This is a genomic window from Planktothrix sp. FACHB-1365, from assembly GCF_014697575.1.
Taxonomy (GTDB): Bacteria; Cyanobacteriota; Cyanobacteriia; order Cyanobacteriales; family Microcoleaceae; genus Planktothrix.
In genome coordinates this window covers 161,731-177,533 of the sequence record NZ_JACJSC010000003.1, presented here as the reverse complement: position 1 = coordinate 177,533, position 15,803 = coordinate 161,731, and the positions used below count along the sequence as shown (strand labels likewise).

The 15,803-nt window shown below is 39.5% G+C and carries 13 protein-coding genes and 1 pseudogene; 11 read left to right on the top strand and 3 right to left on the bottom strand.

Annotated features, from left to right (window positions below; translation table 11 throughout):
• Window positions 1-5 precede the first annotated feature (5 nt).
• The 8 genes and pseudogenes from H6G57_RS06690 (at window position 6) to H6G57_RS06655 (ending at window position 9,250) form a co-directional block, all read left to right on the top strand.
• Entirely contained in the window at window positions 6-680 is a 675-nt protein-coding gene (locus H6G57_RS06690) for an energy-coupling factor ABC transporter ATP-binding protein (RefSeq protein ID WP_190517068.1), read from the top strand.
• Between the two features lie 222 nt (window positions 681-902).
• A complete protein-coding gene (locus H6G57_RS06685; RefSeq protein ID WP_190517067.1) occupies window positions 903-3,056 on the top strand; it encodes a pentapeptide repeat-containing protein in 2,154 nt (717 codons plus the stop codon).
• 174 nt (window positions 3,057-3,230) lie between these two features.
• Window positions 3,231-3,341: pseudogene (locus H6G57_RS06680) on the top strand (uroporphyrinogen decarboxylase family protein); the annotation flags it as partial.
• 663 nt (window positions 3,342-4,004) lie between these two features.
• Entirely contained in the window at window positions 4,005-5,831 is a 1,827-nt protein-coding gene (gene ltrA / locus H6G57_RS06675; protein WP_190517065.1) for a group II intron reverse transcriptase/maturase, read from the top strand.
• Window positions 5,832-5,838: 7 nt separating this feature from the next.
• Window positions 5,839-6,804: a uroporphyrinogen decarboxylase gene (hemE, locus tag H6G57_RS06670; RefSeq protein WP_190517298.1), complete on the top strand. Its 966-nt coding sequence runs from the start codon at window positions 5,839-5,841 to the stop codon at window positions 6,802-6,804.
• 104 nt (window positions 6,805-6,908) lie between these two features.
• Entirely contained in the window at window positions 6,909-7,850 is a 942-nt protein-coding gene (locus tag H6G57_RS06665; RefSeq protein WP_190517063.1) for an NAD(P)-dependent oxidoreductase, read from the top strand.
• Between the two features lie 67 nt (window positions 7,851-7,917).
• Window positions 7,918-8,550, top strand: coding sequence for a Uma2 family endonuclease (locus H6G57_RS06660; protein ID WP_199314029.1), 633 nt, complete (start codon window positions 7,918-7,920; stop codon window positions 8,548-8,550).
• A 64-nt stretch (window positions 8,551-8,614) separates the two neighbouring features.
• Entirely contained in the window at window positions 8,615-9,250 is a 636-nt protein-coding gene (locus H6G57_RS06655) for a Uma2 family endonuclease (protein ID WP_190517060.1), read from the top strand.
• Window positions 9,251-9,290: 40 nt separating this feature from the next.
• On the opposite strand, the gene H6G57_RS06650 is transcribed toward H6G57_RS06655, so the two are convergent.
• The 3 genes from H6G57_RS06650 to thrS form a co-directional block, all read right to left on the bottom strand.
• Entirely contained in the window at window positions 9,291-9,593 is a 303-nt protein-coding gene (locus H6G57_RS06650) for a type II toxin-antitoxin system RelE/ParE family toxin (RefSeq protein ID WP_072720031.1), read from the bottom strand.
• Between the two features lie 120 nt (window positions 9,594-9,713).
• Window positions 9,714-9,929: a hypothetical protein gene (locus H6G57_RS06645; RefSeq protein WP_190517058.1), complete on the bottom strand. Its 216-nt coding sequence runs from the start codon at window positions 9,927-9,929 to the stop codon at window positions 9,714-9,716.
• Between the two features lie 83 nt (window positions 9,930-10,012).
• Window positions 10,013-11,842, bottom strand: coding sequence for a threonine--tRNA ligase (thrS, locus tag H6G57_RS06640; protein WP_190517056.1), 1,830 nt, complete (start codon window positions 11,840-11,842; stop codon window positions 10,013-10,015).
• A 201-nt stretch (window positions 11,843-12,043) separates the two neighbouring features.
• Between thrS and H6G57_RS06635 the strand changes: the two genes are divergently transcribed.
• The 3 genes from H6G57_RS06635 (at window position 12,044) to H6G57_RS06625 (ending at window position 15,619) form a co-directional block, all read left to right on the top strand.
• Window positions 12,044-12,376 carry a DUF2605 domain-containing protein gene (locus H6G57_RS06635; protein WP_190517055.1) on the top strand — a complete coding sequence of 111 codons (333 nt, stop codon included), beginning with the start codon at window positions 12,044-12,046 and terminating at the stop codon, window positions 12,374-12,376.
• A gap of 304 nt (window positions 12,377-12,680) precedes the next feature.
• Window positions 12,681-12,992, top strand: coding sequence for a DUF2973 domain-containing protein (locus H6G57_RS06630; protein ID WP_190517053.1), 312 nt, complete (start codon window positions 12,681-12,683; stop codon window positions 12,990-12,992).
• 287 nt (window positions 12,993-13,279) lie between these two features.
• Entirely contained in the window at window positions 13,280-15,619 is a 2,340-nt protein-coding gene (locus H6G57_RS06625) for a DUF4912 domain-containing protein (protein WP_199314027.1), read from the top strand.
• The last annotated feature ends 184 nt before the right edge of the window (window positions 15,620-15,803 follow it).

The window sequence follows — 15,803 nt, the reverse complement described above, 5'->3', positions numbered from 1 at the left end:
CGAGCATGGAATCTTCCAGTCCAGCGATACGGGTACAAGACCTATGCTTTAGTTGGCCAAGCGGGGTACAGGTGTTAAAATCCTGTTCCCTAGATGTCCCCCCAGGAGAATTTTGGATGCTTTTGGGGACAAACGGAAGCGGAAAGTCAACTTTATTACGGTTATTGGCCGGATTATTAAAGTCTCAGTCGGGGGAAATTCAAACCCAAGGACGGGTGGGGTTTGTGTTTCAAAATCCTGATCATCAGTTAGTGATGCCAACGGTTGGGGCGGATATTGCCTTTGGATTAGTTGAGGATCAATTACCCTGGATAGAAGTAAAACAACGGGTAGAAGATGCCTTAGCGGCGGTTAAATTATTAGAGTTACAACGTCGTCCCATTTATGCTTTAAGTGGAGGACAAAAACAACGCATTGCGATCGCGGGTGCATTAGCCAGACATTGTGAAGTTTTACTCTTAGATGAACCCACCGCTTTATTAGATCCTGATAGTCAAAATGATTTAGTGATTGAAGTTCAACGGTTAGTCAAAACCAGAGGAATAACAGCACTTTGGGTAACCCATCGTTTAGAGGAATTAAATTATAGTGATGGGGCGTTTCTATTAGAAAATGGTGAAGTGGTTGGTCAAGGTGATCCAGAACCCTTGAAGCAACGATTAACTCAACAACAAAAATAAATCAAGTTTATTATAGCCAGTCTCATTGAATTGTATATTCATAATGATCAAGATTATTAACCTTTTTTTCATTAACCACCGGAACGATTATCTGCTATTATCTTCTTGATTTGAGGCTTGCACTTGAATTCAGGATTAAAATAGACTCGCTATAGCATATTAACTATTCAATTCTTCTCCATTTTGTTAATCTTAACGACCCATATCAGGGAATATTGAACTATGACAAGCCCTACTGTAGGTAGAGACACCGATCAATCTCAATCTCCTTCATCCTGGCCAGAGGTTTCCGCCAAGCCTGTACCCTTTTGGGTGCGGCGTTGGGGGGCATTTGTGGCGGAGGTTTCCTTAGTTGCGGTCAGTGGGTTAATTCCCTTTACCCTGGGCGTTGTCTCCAACCGCAGTGCTCAACCCGTCCCTCTAAATCCCGTTGTCCGGGTGACATCCCAAACCGTTGCCGCTACATTGGGAATTCCGGTGCGCGATCGCAGTCCCAAAGTAGCCCCCTTAACGAATCTATTGTGGTCGGGTGCATTACTTCTACCCCTGGTTGTGGGAGGATGGCAACTTTATCTATTAGCCAAACGGGGTCAAACCTTACCTAAATTGTGGTTTGGGGTACAGGTGATTAATCCGAATGGTTTTTCCCCAGGATGGGGACGGGTACTCCGTCGAGAATTAATCGGACGTTGGGGGATTCCATTAACGATTGCTTATGGTCTTTGGCAAGTCACGGGGGCCTATCCCAATTTATTAATTTTAGGGGCTTTATCCGGTGTCACCTTATTAGGAGATGCGTTAATCGCCAAACGATTTCAAGGTCGGACTGGACATGATTTATTAGCAGGAACTTCCGTACAAGAAGCCCCCCCTATTTTAGTGTTTAATCCCTTTACTAATTATGATTGGGTCGCAGAAGATGATGCGGTTCATGCCCTTGTTATTACTCCAGAAACCCCAAAATCGGAGTTTAATTTATGGGCGTGGATGCGTCAACATCCGGGGTTAACTCTAATTATTGTCAGTAGTGCTAGTATGGCAGCAGTATTAGGAACCTTTGTCGGGACTCAAATTTATATTCAAAATCAAGCCAATCGTCGAGAATTTCAACAACAAGATAACGAAGTTTTTCTGGCTTTAGTCAGTAAATTATCCCCCAATGCTTCCACGAATGTAGACCAAAAACGAGGAGCAATTTTAGCGTTAGGTGCGATTAAAGATCCCCGTGCAATTCCTTTATTAGTGGATTTATTAGCTCAGGAACAAAACCCCATCTTAATTGATGTCATCCAACAAGCATTAGTCAGTACAGGCCCAGAAGCCTTACCGGATTTAAGAAAATTAAATCAGGCTCTAAAAAATGATTTAGATTCCATGCAATTTGGGGCAGAAAATCAAGAAAAACTTTTAACGGGGCGACGACAACAAGCCACCCAACGGGCGATCGCTAAAATTCTAAAAGTTTATGGCGGTTTTGTTTATAATGTTGATTTAAGTCGCATTGATTTAGGACAAAATACAACCCCACCCGTTCAATTTACTTTAGTTTTAGAACAAACTGATTTATCAGGAATTAACTTTAAAAATACCAGCCTGACGAAAGCCAGCTTGAAAAATAGTCGGTTTGCGAGTGCGGGTGAAGATGGACGGCTAGGAACCTTTGATGATTGGATTTCAGATTTAAGTGGGGCTGATTTAACGGAAGCTGATTTAACAGGTGCTTTTTTAAGTAATACGCTGTTAAAATACAGCAACTTTTTAAAAGCAAATCTTAATAAAGCTAATTTATCGGAAGCTGATTTAACGGGAGCTAATTTCAGCAGTGCTAAAGTATTGGGTTCCAATTTCCAACAAGCCAATTTGACCGATGCTAAATTTACAGGTGCGGAATTATCCAGCGCTAATTTCTCGAAGGGGAATTTAAAGTTAGCTCGTTTCAGTGAAGCTAAAGCTCCGGGTGCTAATTTCCAATTTAGCAATTTAAGACAAGCTAACTTCAAAAATGCTGACCTATCGGCGGTTAATTTTATGGGAGCAAATTTGCAAGAAGCCGACTTAACCTCCGCTAAACTTACCGGATCTAACTTCAAAAATGCCCGCTTGCAAGATGCTAATCTAAAAAATACTAATTTAAGCTTCGTTAATTTTCAAGGAGCCAAATTAGACGGAACCAATTTTAAAGGTGCAATCTTTGTTTCTCCTCAACAAAATAAATCTGATCAATTTATTTCTAAACCCGACGAAACTGCTCAATCAAACCGTCTCAAAAATGTAGATTTTAGCAACGCAATTAATGTGGATGAGAAGCAAATTAATTACATTTGCGCTCAAGGTGGTATTCACCCCGACTGTCCACCGCCACAAGGTAAGAAATAGGGAAGCAGGGGACGCAGGGGGAGAAGGGGAAACAGGGGAAGAAGAGAAGATCCTTGACACTCCGCACTCCGCACTCCGCACTCCGCACCCGACACCTGTTAACAGTCAACGGTCAATCCCCTTCAGTGGTAAGCTAAGGATTGGCCTAAAAACTGTTTTAAACTTTTAGTAACGATGACCGAATCGACCCAAATTCCCTATCTGTTGCGTGCTGCTCGTGGTGAAAAACTAGCTCGTCCCCCCGTGTGGATGATGCGACAGGCGGGTCGCTATATGAAAGCATATGTGCGATTCGTTTAACCTAAAATAAGCCCAAAAGCTTATGGGACGGTTAACCCAGTTGTTTAAACTGGTGATAACTGATTACATTTGTGGGTGAGTAAGGAAATATTACAAAAATCTTGAAGAGTAACGAAATGTTACGAAATTTAGAGATAAGTAATAAAAATTTACAAGTCCCATCCCTCAAGTGCTGAGGTGAAAGCATAACCCCTAGTTTGTTTGGGTAGCAACCAACAGGCTAAAGCGGGGTTAAAAGGTAGAACTACTGGTAGCCAAATCTGGTAACTATCGAGCAAGAAGTCCATGCGTAGCAAAAGCAAAGATGTGTCCGAACCATCGTTATCATTAATGGTGTAATGGCTAAATCAAGATAAAAACTTGATTAACACCAAGCCAAAAGGCAAGGATAGGGCATAAGCGATTATATGAACGACTTATAAGCACCGCCCAATAAACCCGGTGGAGAGCATCACGCTAAAGACTTCAAACAAATGTGTAATCGGAACGAAGTAACCCCTAATTATCTCTGGTAAAAGGTCGATAACCAGTAAGTAGCTAACGAATGATAGTTAGGGGAGGGATGGTATCAAAAGCGAAGGCCTTGTTGTAATGACAAGGATATGCTGACAGATACTCGGTAATTCCAAAGAAATAGAACAAGTAGCAATGAATATATCTAAAACGCTGAATAAAAATCAGACGGTGGAATGGAAAGACATCAACTGGCGCCAGCTAGAGAAGGTGACTTTTAAGTTGCAAAAGAGAATATTTCAAGCGAGTTCTCGAGGCGATGTTAAAGCAGTTCGCAAACTTCAAAAGACCCTGATTAATTCCTGGTCAGCTAAATGTATTGCTGTACGTCGGGTAACACAAGATAATCAAGGTAAAAATACCGCAGGTGTGGATGGAATCAAATCTCTAACACCAAAACAACGGATGAACCTTGTAGGACGACTAAAGTTGACAGGTAAGGTTAAGCCTACTCGTAGAGACGTGCCATGGCGCGTCTGTACTAACATACCTAAACCGGGAACAACCGAAACTCGCCCATTGGGAATACCCACAATAGACGACAGAGCATTACAAGCGTTAGTCAAACTAGCATTAGAACCAGAATGGGAGGCTAAATTCGAGCCAAACAGTTATGGTTTCAGACCAGGACGTTCCTGTCACGATGCAATACAAGCAATATTTGACAGTATTAAGCAAAAAGCCAAATATGTGCTAGATGCTGATATCTCAAAATGCTTTGACCGCATCAACCACAAAGCGTTAATCTCAAAAATACACACATACCCTACATTAAGCCGAACAATTAAAACATGGCTTAAGGCAGGGTATATGGACGGAAAAAAACTTTTTCCTACTCATGAGAGTACACCACAAGCAGGGGTTATATCACCTTTACTTGCAAATATTGCCCTACATGGTCTGGAAGAAAGAGTTAAGCAATACGCAGAAACTCTGAAAGGAAATAAACGAAATAATCGTCAAGCCTTGAGTTTAATCCGATATGCAGATGACTTTGTGATAATCCATGAGGATTTAAACGTCATCAAAAAGTGTCAAGAAATAATCGCGGACTGGTTAAGTGATATGGGACTGGAATTAAAACCCAGTAAAACAAAATTAACCCATACCCTCAATGAAATTGATGGAAATGTTGGGTTTGAGTTTCTAGGATTCCATATACAACAGCATAAGGTAGGCAACTACCGGGCTGCATCAATTGGATATTCCAAACTAGGTTTTAAAACACTAATCACACCCTCAAAAGCCCAAATCAAAACTCATCTTGTCAAAATAGCTGAGATAATAGATACTCATAAAACCGCACCTCAAGCTGCTTTAATTAGTAAGCTGAATCCGATTATTAGAGGATGGTCAAACTATTACTCAACAGTTGTTAGTAAAGAAACCTTTAACAAGGTTGACTCACTAATATATAACAAATTGAGAGCCTGGGCAAGAACGAGGGGAAAAGGGAGCATCAATAAAAACAAATACTGGAGAACAGTAGGTGACAGAAATTGGTGTTTCAGTACAGAAAACGGATTAGAATTACTGACCCATAACAGTACGCCAATCGTCAGGTATATTAAAGTTAAGGGTAAAGCTAGTCCGTTTGATGGAAACTGGACTTATTGGAGTAAACGAAGAGGTGAATATCCAGAAACACCCACAAGGGTCTCAAAATTAATTAAGAAACAAAAGGGTATTTGTTCTCACTGTGGTTTGTATTTCACAAGTACAGACATTGTAGAAGTTGATCATATTCAACCCAAATCATTAGGTGGAAAAGACACTTATGATAACCTTCAACTTTTACACAAACATTGTCACGACACAAAAACGGCTAATGATGGTTCTTTAATCAAGAATCACAATCATAAAACCGTTTTGAATCGTACCTATAACAAAGGTGGAATTATCAAGGAGCCGTGTGAGGTGAAAGTCTCATGCACGGTTCTGAAGGAGAGGTTAAGAAGGTAACTTCCTAATCGACTCTAACCGTGATCTACGGGAAAAATACCCTTCCTTCCGTGAACGCTCCGAAAAAACGGAGATCGCCGTTGAAATTTCCCTGCAACCCTTCCGTGCTTTTCAACCGGATGGCGTGATTTTATTTTCTGATATTCTAACGCCTCTGCCTGGAATTGGCATTAATTTCGATATTATCGAAAGCAAAGGGCCAATTATTGATCCGCCCATTCGCAGTTTAGAACAAGTTGAAAAACTGCATCCCATTGAACCGGAAGAAAGCTTACCTTTTATTCGGGAAATTCTGCAAACCTTACGGCGGGAAGTGGGAAATCAAGCTGCTGTTTTAGGGTTTGTCGGTGCTCCTTGGACGTTGGCGGCTTATGCGATTGAAGGTAAAAGTTCTAAAGATTATGCTATTATTAAAAAAATGGCATTTTCTGAACCTGCAATTCTGCATAAATTCTTAGAAAAAGTTGCAGATGCGATCGCTGTTTATGTGCGTTATCAAATTGATTCCGGCGCACAAGTGATTCAAATGTTTGATTCTTGGGCGGGTCAATTAAGCCCCCAAGATTATGAAGTTTTCGCCCTTCCTTATCAAAAACGAGTAGTTGATCAAGTCAAACAAACCCATCCTGATACGCCTTTAATTCTTTATATTAGTGGGAGTTCGGGATTATTAGAACGCATTGCTAAAACCGGGTTTGATTTTGTCAGTGTTGACTGGATGGTTGATATGGCGGATGCGCGTCAACGTTTGGGTCAAAATATTGGGGTTCAAGGAAATCTTGATCCTTGTATTTTATTCGGGTCACAAGAGATGATTCGTGATCGCATTTTAGACACCATTAAAAAAGCCGGAAATCAAGGTCATATCCTCAATTTAGGGCATGGTGTCCTTCAAAATACCCCTGAAAAAAACGTTGCCTATTTCTTTGAAACGGCAAAACAAGCGGATCAATTATTAAGCGTTCACGCCTAAATTGGTTGCGCGTATCAAGGGCGGGAAAACCCCGCCCCTACCCGTAAAAAAAGGACAAACGAAGGGAAAAGAATCGTTGATTACTGAAATCATCACTACGTTTTATGAAAAAACGAATTTTTATTACAGGTGCGAGTGGTTGTATTGGTCATTATATTGTAGAAAAATTAATTCAAAACACCGAACATGAATTATTTTTATTAGTGAGAAATCCTGATAAATTAGGGTTTGATTATAACAGTCGTCCCGATATTCATATTCTTCAAGGAAATTTAAGAGATATCAATCAATTTAAAGATTTATTATCTACGATTAATATAGGGATTTTAATTGCTACAGCTTGGGGAGGATATCAAGAGGTTTTAGAGATTAATGTTAAGGCTAATTTAGAATTAGTTAAATTATTAAATCCTGAGATTTGTGAGCAGATACTATATTTTTCAACGGCTAGTATTTTAGATCAAAATAATACTTTATTACCTGAAGCGGGAGAAATTGGAACCGATTATATTAGGACAAAATATGAATGTTTACAGGAATTATTAAAAATAGCTTCTAGTTTACCTCCATTAAGGATATTATTTCCCACGTTAGTATTAGGAGGAGAGGATAATAAACCCTATTCCCATTTATCAGGAGGTATTTCTGATGTGGTTAAATGGATTAATTTAATTCGTTGGTTTCAAGCGGATGCAAGTTTCCATTTTATTCATGCTGCTGATATTGCAACAGTGGTATATTATTTAGTGAATCATCCTCCGATTTACCCAGAAACAGAACAATTTGTTTTAGGAAATCCAGAAATTACCTTAAATCAAGCTGTAGAAACGGCTTGTCAATATTATAACAAACGAATTTATTTCCGTTTGAATTTATCTCCGAGTTTAGCCAACTTTTTTATCTGGCTATTTAAAATACAAATGGCAGATTGGGATCGATTTTGTCTCGATTATCGTCATTTTACTTATCAAAATCCAGTTCACCCTGGGGTCTATGATTTACCCGGCTATTGTGCAACCTTTACGGATGTTTTAAAATTAAGTTAAGTTAAAAATTAGATGAGTTTGGATGGGTAAAAATAGGATATAATTGTATTAAACAGGAGATTCAATGATGTTAGCTAGTAAACTGGAAACATTACTTAATTCCGAAGAAAACTTACAAGGTTCAGAGGTTCGCTACATTACGGATAAGGTGACTTGGCAATATTATGAAACATTATTAACTCAATTAGAAGATAGTTTAGAGTTTCGTTTAACTTATTTAGATGGTATTTTAGAAGTTATGTCCCCCAGTCGCAATCATGAAAGTATTAAAACCCGAATTGGGGATTTATTACTGATTTATTTTTTAGAAACAAATACAGAATATTATCCCACAGGTTCGATGACCTTACGAAACCCAGAACAACGGGGGGGAACTGAACCGGATGAAAGTTATTGTATTGGAACTAATAAAGAAATTCCTGATTTAGCCATAGAAGTTATCATTACCAGTGGTGGAATTAATCGTTTAGACGTTTATCAAAGATTGGGAGTGCGGGAAGTGTGGTTTTGGCAAAATAATCAGTTTCAAGTTTATCATTTTCGGGCTGAAAATATTGAACAATTTCAGTCAACATCAGGATATGAATTAATCAAAAATAGTGAACTGCTTCCCTCTCTCAATTTAACTGTATTGGCGGAATTTGTACAACATCCTAATCCTTTAGTTGCTGCAAAATCTTTCCGTCAAACCTTAAATTAGTAATGATAGCACTTCGCGCAACAACGGGTTTTTGATATAATTTTGTTAAATAGGAGAACTAACTATGTTAGCTAGTAAACTGGAAACATTACTTAATTCCGAAGAAAACTTACAAGGTTCAGAGGTTCGTTACATCACAGATAAGGTAACTTGGCAATATTATGAAATACTATTAACTCAATTAGAAGATAGTTTAGAGTTTCGTTTAACTTATTTAGATGGTATTTTAGAAGTTATGTCCCCCAGTCGCAATCATGAAAGTATTAAAACTCGCATAGGAACCCTTTTAGAAATCTATTTTTTAGAAACAAATACAGAATATTATCCCACAGGTTCCATGACCTTACGAAACCCAGAACAACGGGGGGGAACTGAACCGGATGAAAGTTATTGTATTGGAACTAATAAAGAAATTCCTGATTTAGCCATAGAAGTTATCATTACCAGTGGGGGAATTAATCGCTTAGACGTTTATCAAAGATTGGGAGTGCGAGAAGTTTGGTTTTGGCAAAATAATCAGTTTCAAGTTTATCATTTTCGGGCTGAAAATATTGAACAATTTCAGTCAACATCAGGATATGAATTAATCAAAAATAGTGAACTGCTTCCCTCTCTCAATTTAACTGTATTGGCGGAATTTGTACAACATCCTAATCCTTTAGTTGCTGCAAAATCTTTCCGTCAAACCTTAAATCAGTAGAGACGTTGCATGCAACGTCTCTACGGGGGAAAAGATGAATTTACTGCTGACTCAATTCAAATTTTAATAACGTTTTACCGTGAATCACGGCGGCAATGGTAACAATGTCGTCTTGGATTTGATAAATGATTCGGTAGGTGTAAGCAAATTGTTCACGGATGGTTTCGTCGCCAAATTCTTGAACAATAATTCCCGCTTCAGGAGATAATCTCAAGTTCCGTGTAACTTCAATGATTCTCTGGACAACCGCCGCCGCATAAGAAATTGAATCTCGTGCAATATAAGCAGCAATTGCATCAATATCATCAATGGCTTGAGGCGACCAAACTACTTGATAACCCATTTACTTAATAAACCTTCTGCTTCCTCTTGTATGAGATTCCTGGTCGTTTCGTGAATCGTAAGTCCATGACGGACTTTTTCGATTACATAAAGATGGTATTGCACATCTTCCAGAGAACAATCATCCGGTAGGTTCTTCAACAAAGATTCTACTTCCTTTTTGGTTGTACTCATAATCTTTTTGGGTTTTTTTTATAGTTATTATAGTTTTCAATAACTGAAGCACCCGAAATAGGCGGTTAACCCCGACTTCATCACGGGATGAGGGGGCTACAATAAAACATAAATTATATTTCCTGATGGGAATTGTCCCCAGAAGGTCGAATGCTTCAGTCATGATTTCAAATCCAGCGTATAGTCATGCCAGACCGATAATATCAGATTTCTCGGTCTGGTTCTCACTCTGCATCTTAATCAGATTCAGAAATTGCTGTAATTAGAAATAGCCTGTTGCATCCGTGTCATCACATCTTCAACAGGAATAGCGCCTAACTCTCCCTGAGCACGAGTTCTAATATTCAAGCAATTAGACTCAACTTCCTTAGCCCCGACAACGGCCATGACCGGAATTTTATCCTTCTCGGCATTGCGAATTAATTTCCCTAAGCGTTCATTACTGGCATCCGCTTCCGCACGAACGCCAACAGACCGTAATTTCAGGGCAATTTCTTGGGCAAAGGGTAAGAAATCTTGACTGACGGGTAATAGCCGGAACTGGACTGGAGCTAACCATAACGGGAAATCTCCCGCATATTCCTCTATTAATATTCCCACTAATCGTTCCAGAGAGCCAAAGGGCGCACGGTGTATCATCACCGGACGTTGACGACTGCCATCTTCAGCCACATACTCTAAGTCAAAACGTTCGGGTAAATTATAGTCCACCTGAACGGTTCCCAACTGCCATTCCCGGTCTAAGGCATCTTGGAAAATAAAGTCTAATTTGGGGCCATAAAATGCGGCTTCTCCGATACCCTCAAAATAGTTCATTCCCAAGGTTTCCACCGCCCGACGAATGGCCGCTTCGGATTTATCCCAGACGTCATCTGAGCCAATATATTTATCAGAATTCGGGTCACGGAAACTCAATCTCGCCTTAAAGTTCTTGAGTTGTAGACTTCTGAATACCGAGAGAATCAAATCCACAACTTTTATAAATTCATCTTCCAACTGTTCGGGAGTGACGAATAAATGGGAATCATCGACGGTAAACCCTCGAACCCGAGTTAATCCTCCTAATTCTCCTGATTGTTCATAACGATAAACCGTCCCAAACTCGGCTAACCGCATGGGAAGTTCTCGATAGGAACGTAATTCACTTTTATAAATTTGGATATGAAACGGACAGTTCATCGGTTTGAGGACAAACCCCTGTTCTTTTTCCTGGGCTTCAGTATCCTCAGCCATCATCGGAAACATATCTTCTTTATATTTCTGCCAATGTCCCGATGTCTTAAATAAATCGACTCGGCCAATATGGGGAGTCGTGACACCCAAATAACCCCGCTTGATTTGTTCTTGTTTGAGGAAATCTTCTAAGGTACTGCGTAATAAAGTTCCTTTCGGTGTCCATAAGGGTAATCCTGGCCCGACTAAATCGGAAAAAATAAATAACCCTAGCTCTTTCCCCAAACGGCGATGGTCACGTCGGAGGGCTTCTTCCTTGCGGCGTTTATATTCGGCTAATTGTTCGGGCGTTTCCCAAGCTGTCCCATAAATCCGTTGCAGTTGGGCTTTGGTTTCATCCCCTCGCCAGTAAGCACCCGCCACACTTTCAAGTTCAATGGCATTGGGGTCAATCTCAGAAGTATTTTCAACATGAGGCCCTGCACACAAATCCCACCATTGATCACCTAAATGATATAAGGTAATGGGTTCCTGTAAGCCTTCGAGAATTTCCAGTTTATAGGATTCGCCTATTTTCTCGATGCGTTGTTGGGCTTCTTCTCGACTGACTTCTTCTCGAATTACCGGAAGTTTACGCTTGATAATCTTAGCCATTTCTTTTTGGATGGCTTTTAAATCCTTCTCAGTAAAGGGTTCAGGACTATCAAAGTCATAATAAAACCCATTTTCAATCCAAGGGCCAATGGTAACTTGTGCCTTGGGAAACAGTTTTTGTACTGCCATTGCCATAATGTGGGAAGCAGTATGACGAATTCGCTTTAAGGCTTCAGATTCACTGGTTTTCGGCAAATGGACTTTTTTCTCTAAGGGCTCTTGAGAATCATCGGACTCTGCTATAGACATCGATTAAATTTACAACTCTACAATAAAAGTTTCTTGATTTAATTGTACAGAAGATAGGAGTTGTTGACCGTTGACCGTTGACTGAAGTTTAACAGGCAAGATGCCTGTTCCACATCACTCCTAAAACTTTCGTTAAGAAAAATATTAAGAATTGTAAAGAGTGTTAATATTGTTTTAAGTCAAGTCTTGATCAAATAATCCATGATAAGTCCCAACTTGCCCGAAGAATCAGACCTCCTCAAAGCGATATTACAGCCGTTGCTGGAGGATTTTGAATACTGGTTTCAACGGTCGCAGCATCTTTTAGAAACCGAGGAGATGTCCTTTTTAACTCCGTCACAACAGTCTGACCTCCTGTATCGGGTGACACAAGCGAAACGAGAGGTCAGTGTTGCCAAAACTTTGTTTCACATAACGGGAGGACAAGTTGGGATTGAAATGACGGTTTTAATGCCTTGGCATCAACTGTTAACGGAATGTTGGCAAGTTGCCACGCGATTTCGCATGGAACAGGCTAACCCAGCTAAAAATTAAGTTTAAAGGCTGAATACCAGGAAAAACAAGTTTGATTGGGACAAATGCAATTTTTATTTTCGGTGAATTAATCCGAATCAATCCGATAAATAGTTTACAGAAGTTTCTCCCCTCAAGCTCTATCCTCAGTAGAACATTGATTATCCTGGTTCAATCAAAAGGTTTGACTCTTGACTAGAATATGTCAAAATTAAGGACAGGATCTTCTCAACTGACTCCGGCTAAACCTTTAAGATAAAAATCCTTTCTGACATAAAAATGGTTATCGATTAACCGAAAACCCCCTACCCTTAAGGAGATAACAATGCTACACTTAGTTTACATTCTGGCTTTTACCGTTATAGCGTTTTTGGCTGTTCGTAATTTAATTCATAGTCTTTTAACCGTAGGAATGGAATCCCAAAAGCTTCCAGATTCTCGCAATTATGGCGGGTCAATGAACTCAGGACGGATGCAAAAAATTCTCCATCCCGAACTGCTGGATGAAACCGGAAATTTAATTAATGAACCGTTGTTAGTCATGCGTTCCTTGTCGGTTCAAGATGCTCGAAATCAATTAGATAATTTATATAAATCTTCTCCGGGTTCAATCGATGATATTCGGGATGAAGATTAGAAAGAATCAAGAACTTTAGAATTAAGAATAGGGTTGACAATTGATTATAAATCTTGAAAATTTTACAAAAACTTATCATTGTTAGCCTGGAAAAACCCTTTATTTTTACAAGATTTAATCCCCCTTATTAATTGAATGAAAATCAAGGGGGATTTTTTAATCGGGCAGTATTTGTGTCTCTAGGTTACTCACAATTCTCTTTGCGTGTTCATACTGAGTTTTCAATCTCCCAAACTTGTTTTATAATTTTTAGTTAAATTAGGGATTATCAGCTTGCGATTCTATCTATGTTGTTAAATAAAAAAGATACATCGATAGTGACCTTAACGTTATTGTTATCAATAGCGACAAGTCCTGTTGCCGGAGCAGCCTCTCGATGGCCTTCTAATACCCGTGTAGCGGATTCTACTGCGCGTTCAGAGTCGTCCTTGCTGTCCTCAAAACAAGTTAGGAAGCTTAAGATTGAGCAACAACCCTTGAGTGTTCAGGATGAATGGGATTTCAAGCTGAAACCTGTGTCAAAATCTGAGGTAGCCCTGAGTTCTCAACACCCTATCCTGTTGAGTCAGCTTGATTCGTCTCCACTCCCACCTAGAACAAAAAAGAATAGTGTCGTCAGCCAATCTTCCCAAGTGCAGCAAGCAACGGTTCCTGCGACGGAAGGAGAAATCCCAAGTTGGTTATGGTGGTTACTACCGATGATTCCGGTTTTAGGATTTTGGCTGGGGTTACAATTTAAAACTCAACGTTCTAAGTCTGGGGATAAACAATCTAAGGAGTCTATTACTCCTGTATTATCTACAGAATCTGATATTCCTAGGAAGCAACATCAGACTCCTTCTAGTCCAGTATTAGTGGGAGGAATGGAGTTAAACGAGTCTACAACAGAATCCCTGAAAACCTCCTTTTCTCCTATTGTTTCTTCTGTTTCTGCTCCTCGTACTGTTCTTAAAAAACATAATCAAACTGAAGAAGAATTTGCTTCTATGGAAGATAGGGCAATTCAGCAAGTTGCAGAAGCGGTATTAATTGCAGAAATTGATGAGAGTGAAGCTGAAGCTGTAATTGCCGAATTTTTGACAACAAAAGCACCTATTGAGAAACTAACAGAAACTGACCCTAATATCCTAACTGAATCAGCTATTATAGAATCAGAGATTGAGGAAGAACCTTCAACAATTAAAACAGTTGATGAGGAGTTAATTCCTAAACTATTAGAATCAGAGCCTAATATCCTAACAGAACCCGCTATTGTAGAATCAGAGATTGAGGAAGAACTTCCAACAATTGCAAGAGTTGATGAGGAGTTAATTCCTAAACTATTAGAAACTGAACCTAATATCGTAACAGAACCCGCTATTGCAGAATCGGATATTGAGGAAGAACTTCCCACAATTGCAAGAGTTGATGAGGAGTTAGTTAAACCGGAATTTTTGATTCCTAAACTATTAGAATCAAAGCCTAATATCCTAACAGAACCCGCTATTATAGAATCGGATATTGAGGAAGAATTTCCCACAATTGCAAGAGTTGATGAGGAGTTAGTTAAACCGGAATTTTTGATTCCTAAAATCTTAGAAACTGACCCTAATATCGTAACAGAACCCGCTATTGCAGAATCGGATATTGAGGAAGAACTTCCCACAATTGAAACGGTTGATGAGGATTTAGTCAAACCGGAATTGTTAATTCCTAAACTATTAGAATCAGAGGCTAATATCCCAACAGAACCGGCTATTGTAGAATCGGATATTGAGGAAGAACTTCCAACAATTGCAAGAGTTGATGAGGAGTTAATTCCTAAACTATTAGAATCAGAGGCTAATATCCTAACAGAACCCGCTATTGCAGAATCGGATATTGAGGAAGAACTTCCAACAATTGCAAGAGTTGATGAGGAGTTAATAGAACCAGAATTTTTGATTCCTAAAATCTTAGAAACTGACCCTAATATCGTAACAGAATCCGCTATTGTAGAATCGGATATTGAGGAAGAACCTCCAACAATTGCAAGAGTTGATGAGGAGTTAATAGAACCAGAATTATCGGTTTCTGAACTCCCAAAAACGGAACCCGAAGAAATAAAATTAGGAGTAGCCCATCAAGATGTGCGTTCAGAAGCAGATGTAGCAGCTACTAAATTTAACCTTGGAAAAGAGATTACATTTGAACCCTCTCTTGCAGATGTAGACCAAGGACTCCCAGCATTACCCGATGGTTATGGTCAGAGTCAGATTTTCCTGCTTCCCCGTGACCCTAATTGGGCCTATGCTTATTGGGATGTTCCCAACGACCATAAAGAATATTTACGTCAGCAAGGCGGAACTTATCTGCTGCTGCGGGTTTATGATGTCACTGCTATTGATCTCGACACCCATCCACCATTGTCCATGCAAGAATATGAATGTGATGAGATAACACGAGAATGGTATATTCCCATTTCCATGAGCGATCGCGATTATATTGCAGAATTGGGTTATCTGACCAAAGATGGACGTTGGTTAGTCCTGGTTCGCTCTAATCATATTCGCATTCCCCCCATTTATCCGACGGACTGGGAAAATGATCAATTCATTAATGTTCCTTGGAACAAAGACCTCAGAGGAAAAACCCAGTTTAGACTCTAAGACTCTCATGATTGGGGACATTGAACAAGCTGTTAGCAGAAGCTGACAGCTAATTTTTTCTATTCAAGACGGGGAAGAATGCTAAACCTGCTAAACTTGCTACTAAAATAGGTAAATCTAACTCCATCAGCATCAAAGTCAAGACAAGCCGTTCATCTCAATTTTACTGAACGAAGACACCCTA

Bases quoted from the DNA above. Each gene is read 5' to 3' on its own strand.
- H6G57_RS06690 (WP_190517068.1), top strand. From the start codon at position 6: ATGGAATCTTCCAGTCCAGCGATACGGGTACAAGACCTATGCTTTAGT.
- H6G57_RS06685 (WP_190517067.1), top strand. From the start codon at position 903: ATGACAAGCCCTACTGTAGGTAGAGACACCGATCAATCTCAATCTCCT.
- ltrA (WP_190517065.1), top strand. From the start codon at position 4,005: ATGAATATATCTAAAACGCTGAATAAAAATCAGACGGTGGAATGGAAA.
- H6G57_RS06665 (WP_190517063.1), top strand. From the start codon at position 6,909: ATGAAAAAACGAATTTTTATTACAGGTGCGAGTGGTTGTATTGGTCAT.
- H6G57_RS06660 (WP_199314029.1), top strand. From the start codon at position 7,918: ATGTTAGCTAGTAAACTGGAAACATTACTTAATTCCGAAGAAAACTTA.
- H6G57_RS06655 (WP_190517060.1), top strand. From the start codon at position 8,615: ATGTTAGCTAGTAAACTGGAAACATTACTTAATTCCGAAGAAAACTTA.
- H6G57_RS06650 (WP_072720031.1), bottom strand. From the start codon at position 9,593: ATGGGTTATCAAGTAGTTTGGTCGCCTCAAGCCATTGATGATATTGAT.
- H6G57_RS06645 (WP_190517058.1), bottom strand. From the start codon at position 9,929: ATGACTGAAGCATTCGACCTTCTGGGGACAATTCCCATCAGGAAATAT.
- thrS (WP_190517056.1), bottom strand. From the start codon at position 11,842: ATGTCTATAGCAGAGTCCGATGATTCTCAAGAGCCCTTAGAGAAAAAA.
- H6G57_RS06635 (WP_190517055.1), top strand. From the start codon at position 12,044: ATGATAAGTCCCAACTTGCCCGAAGAATCAGACCTCCTCAAAGCGATA.
- H6G57_RS06630 (WP_190517053.1), top strand. From the start codon at position 12,681: ATGCTACACTTAGTTTACATTCTGGCTTTTACCGTTATAGCGTTTTTG.
- H6G57_RS06625 (WP_199314027.1), top strand. From the start codon at position 13,280: ATGTTGTTAAATAAAAAAGATACATCGATAGTGACCTTAACGTTATTG.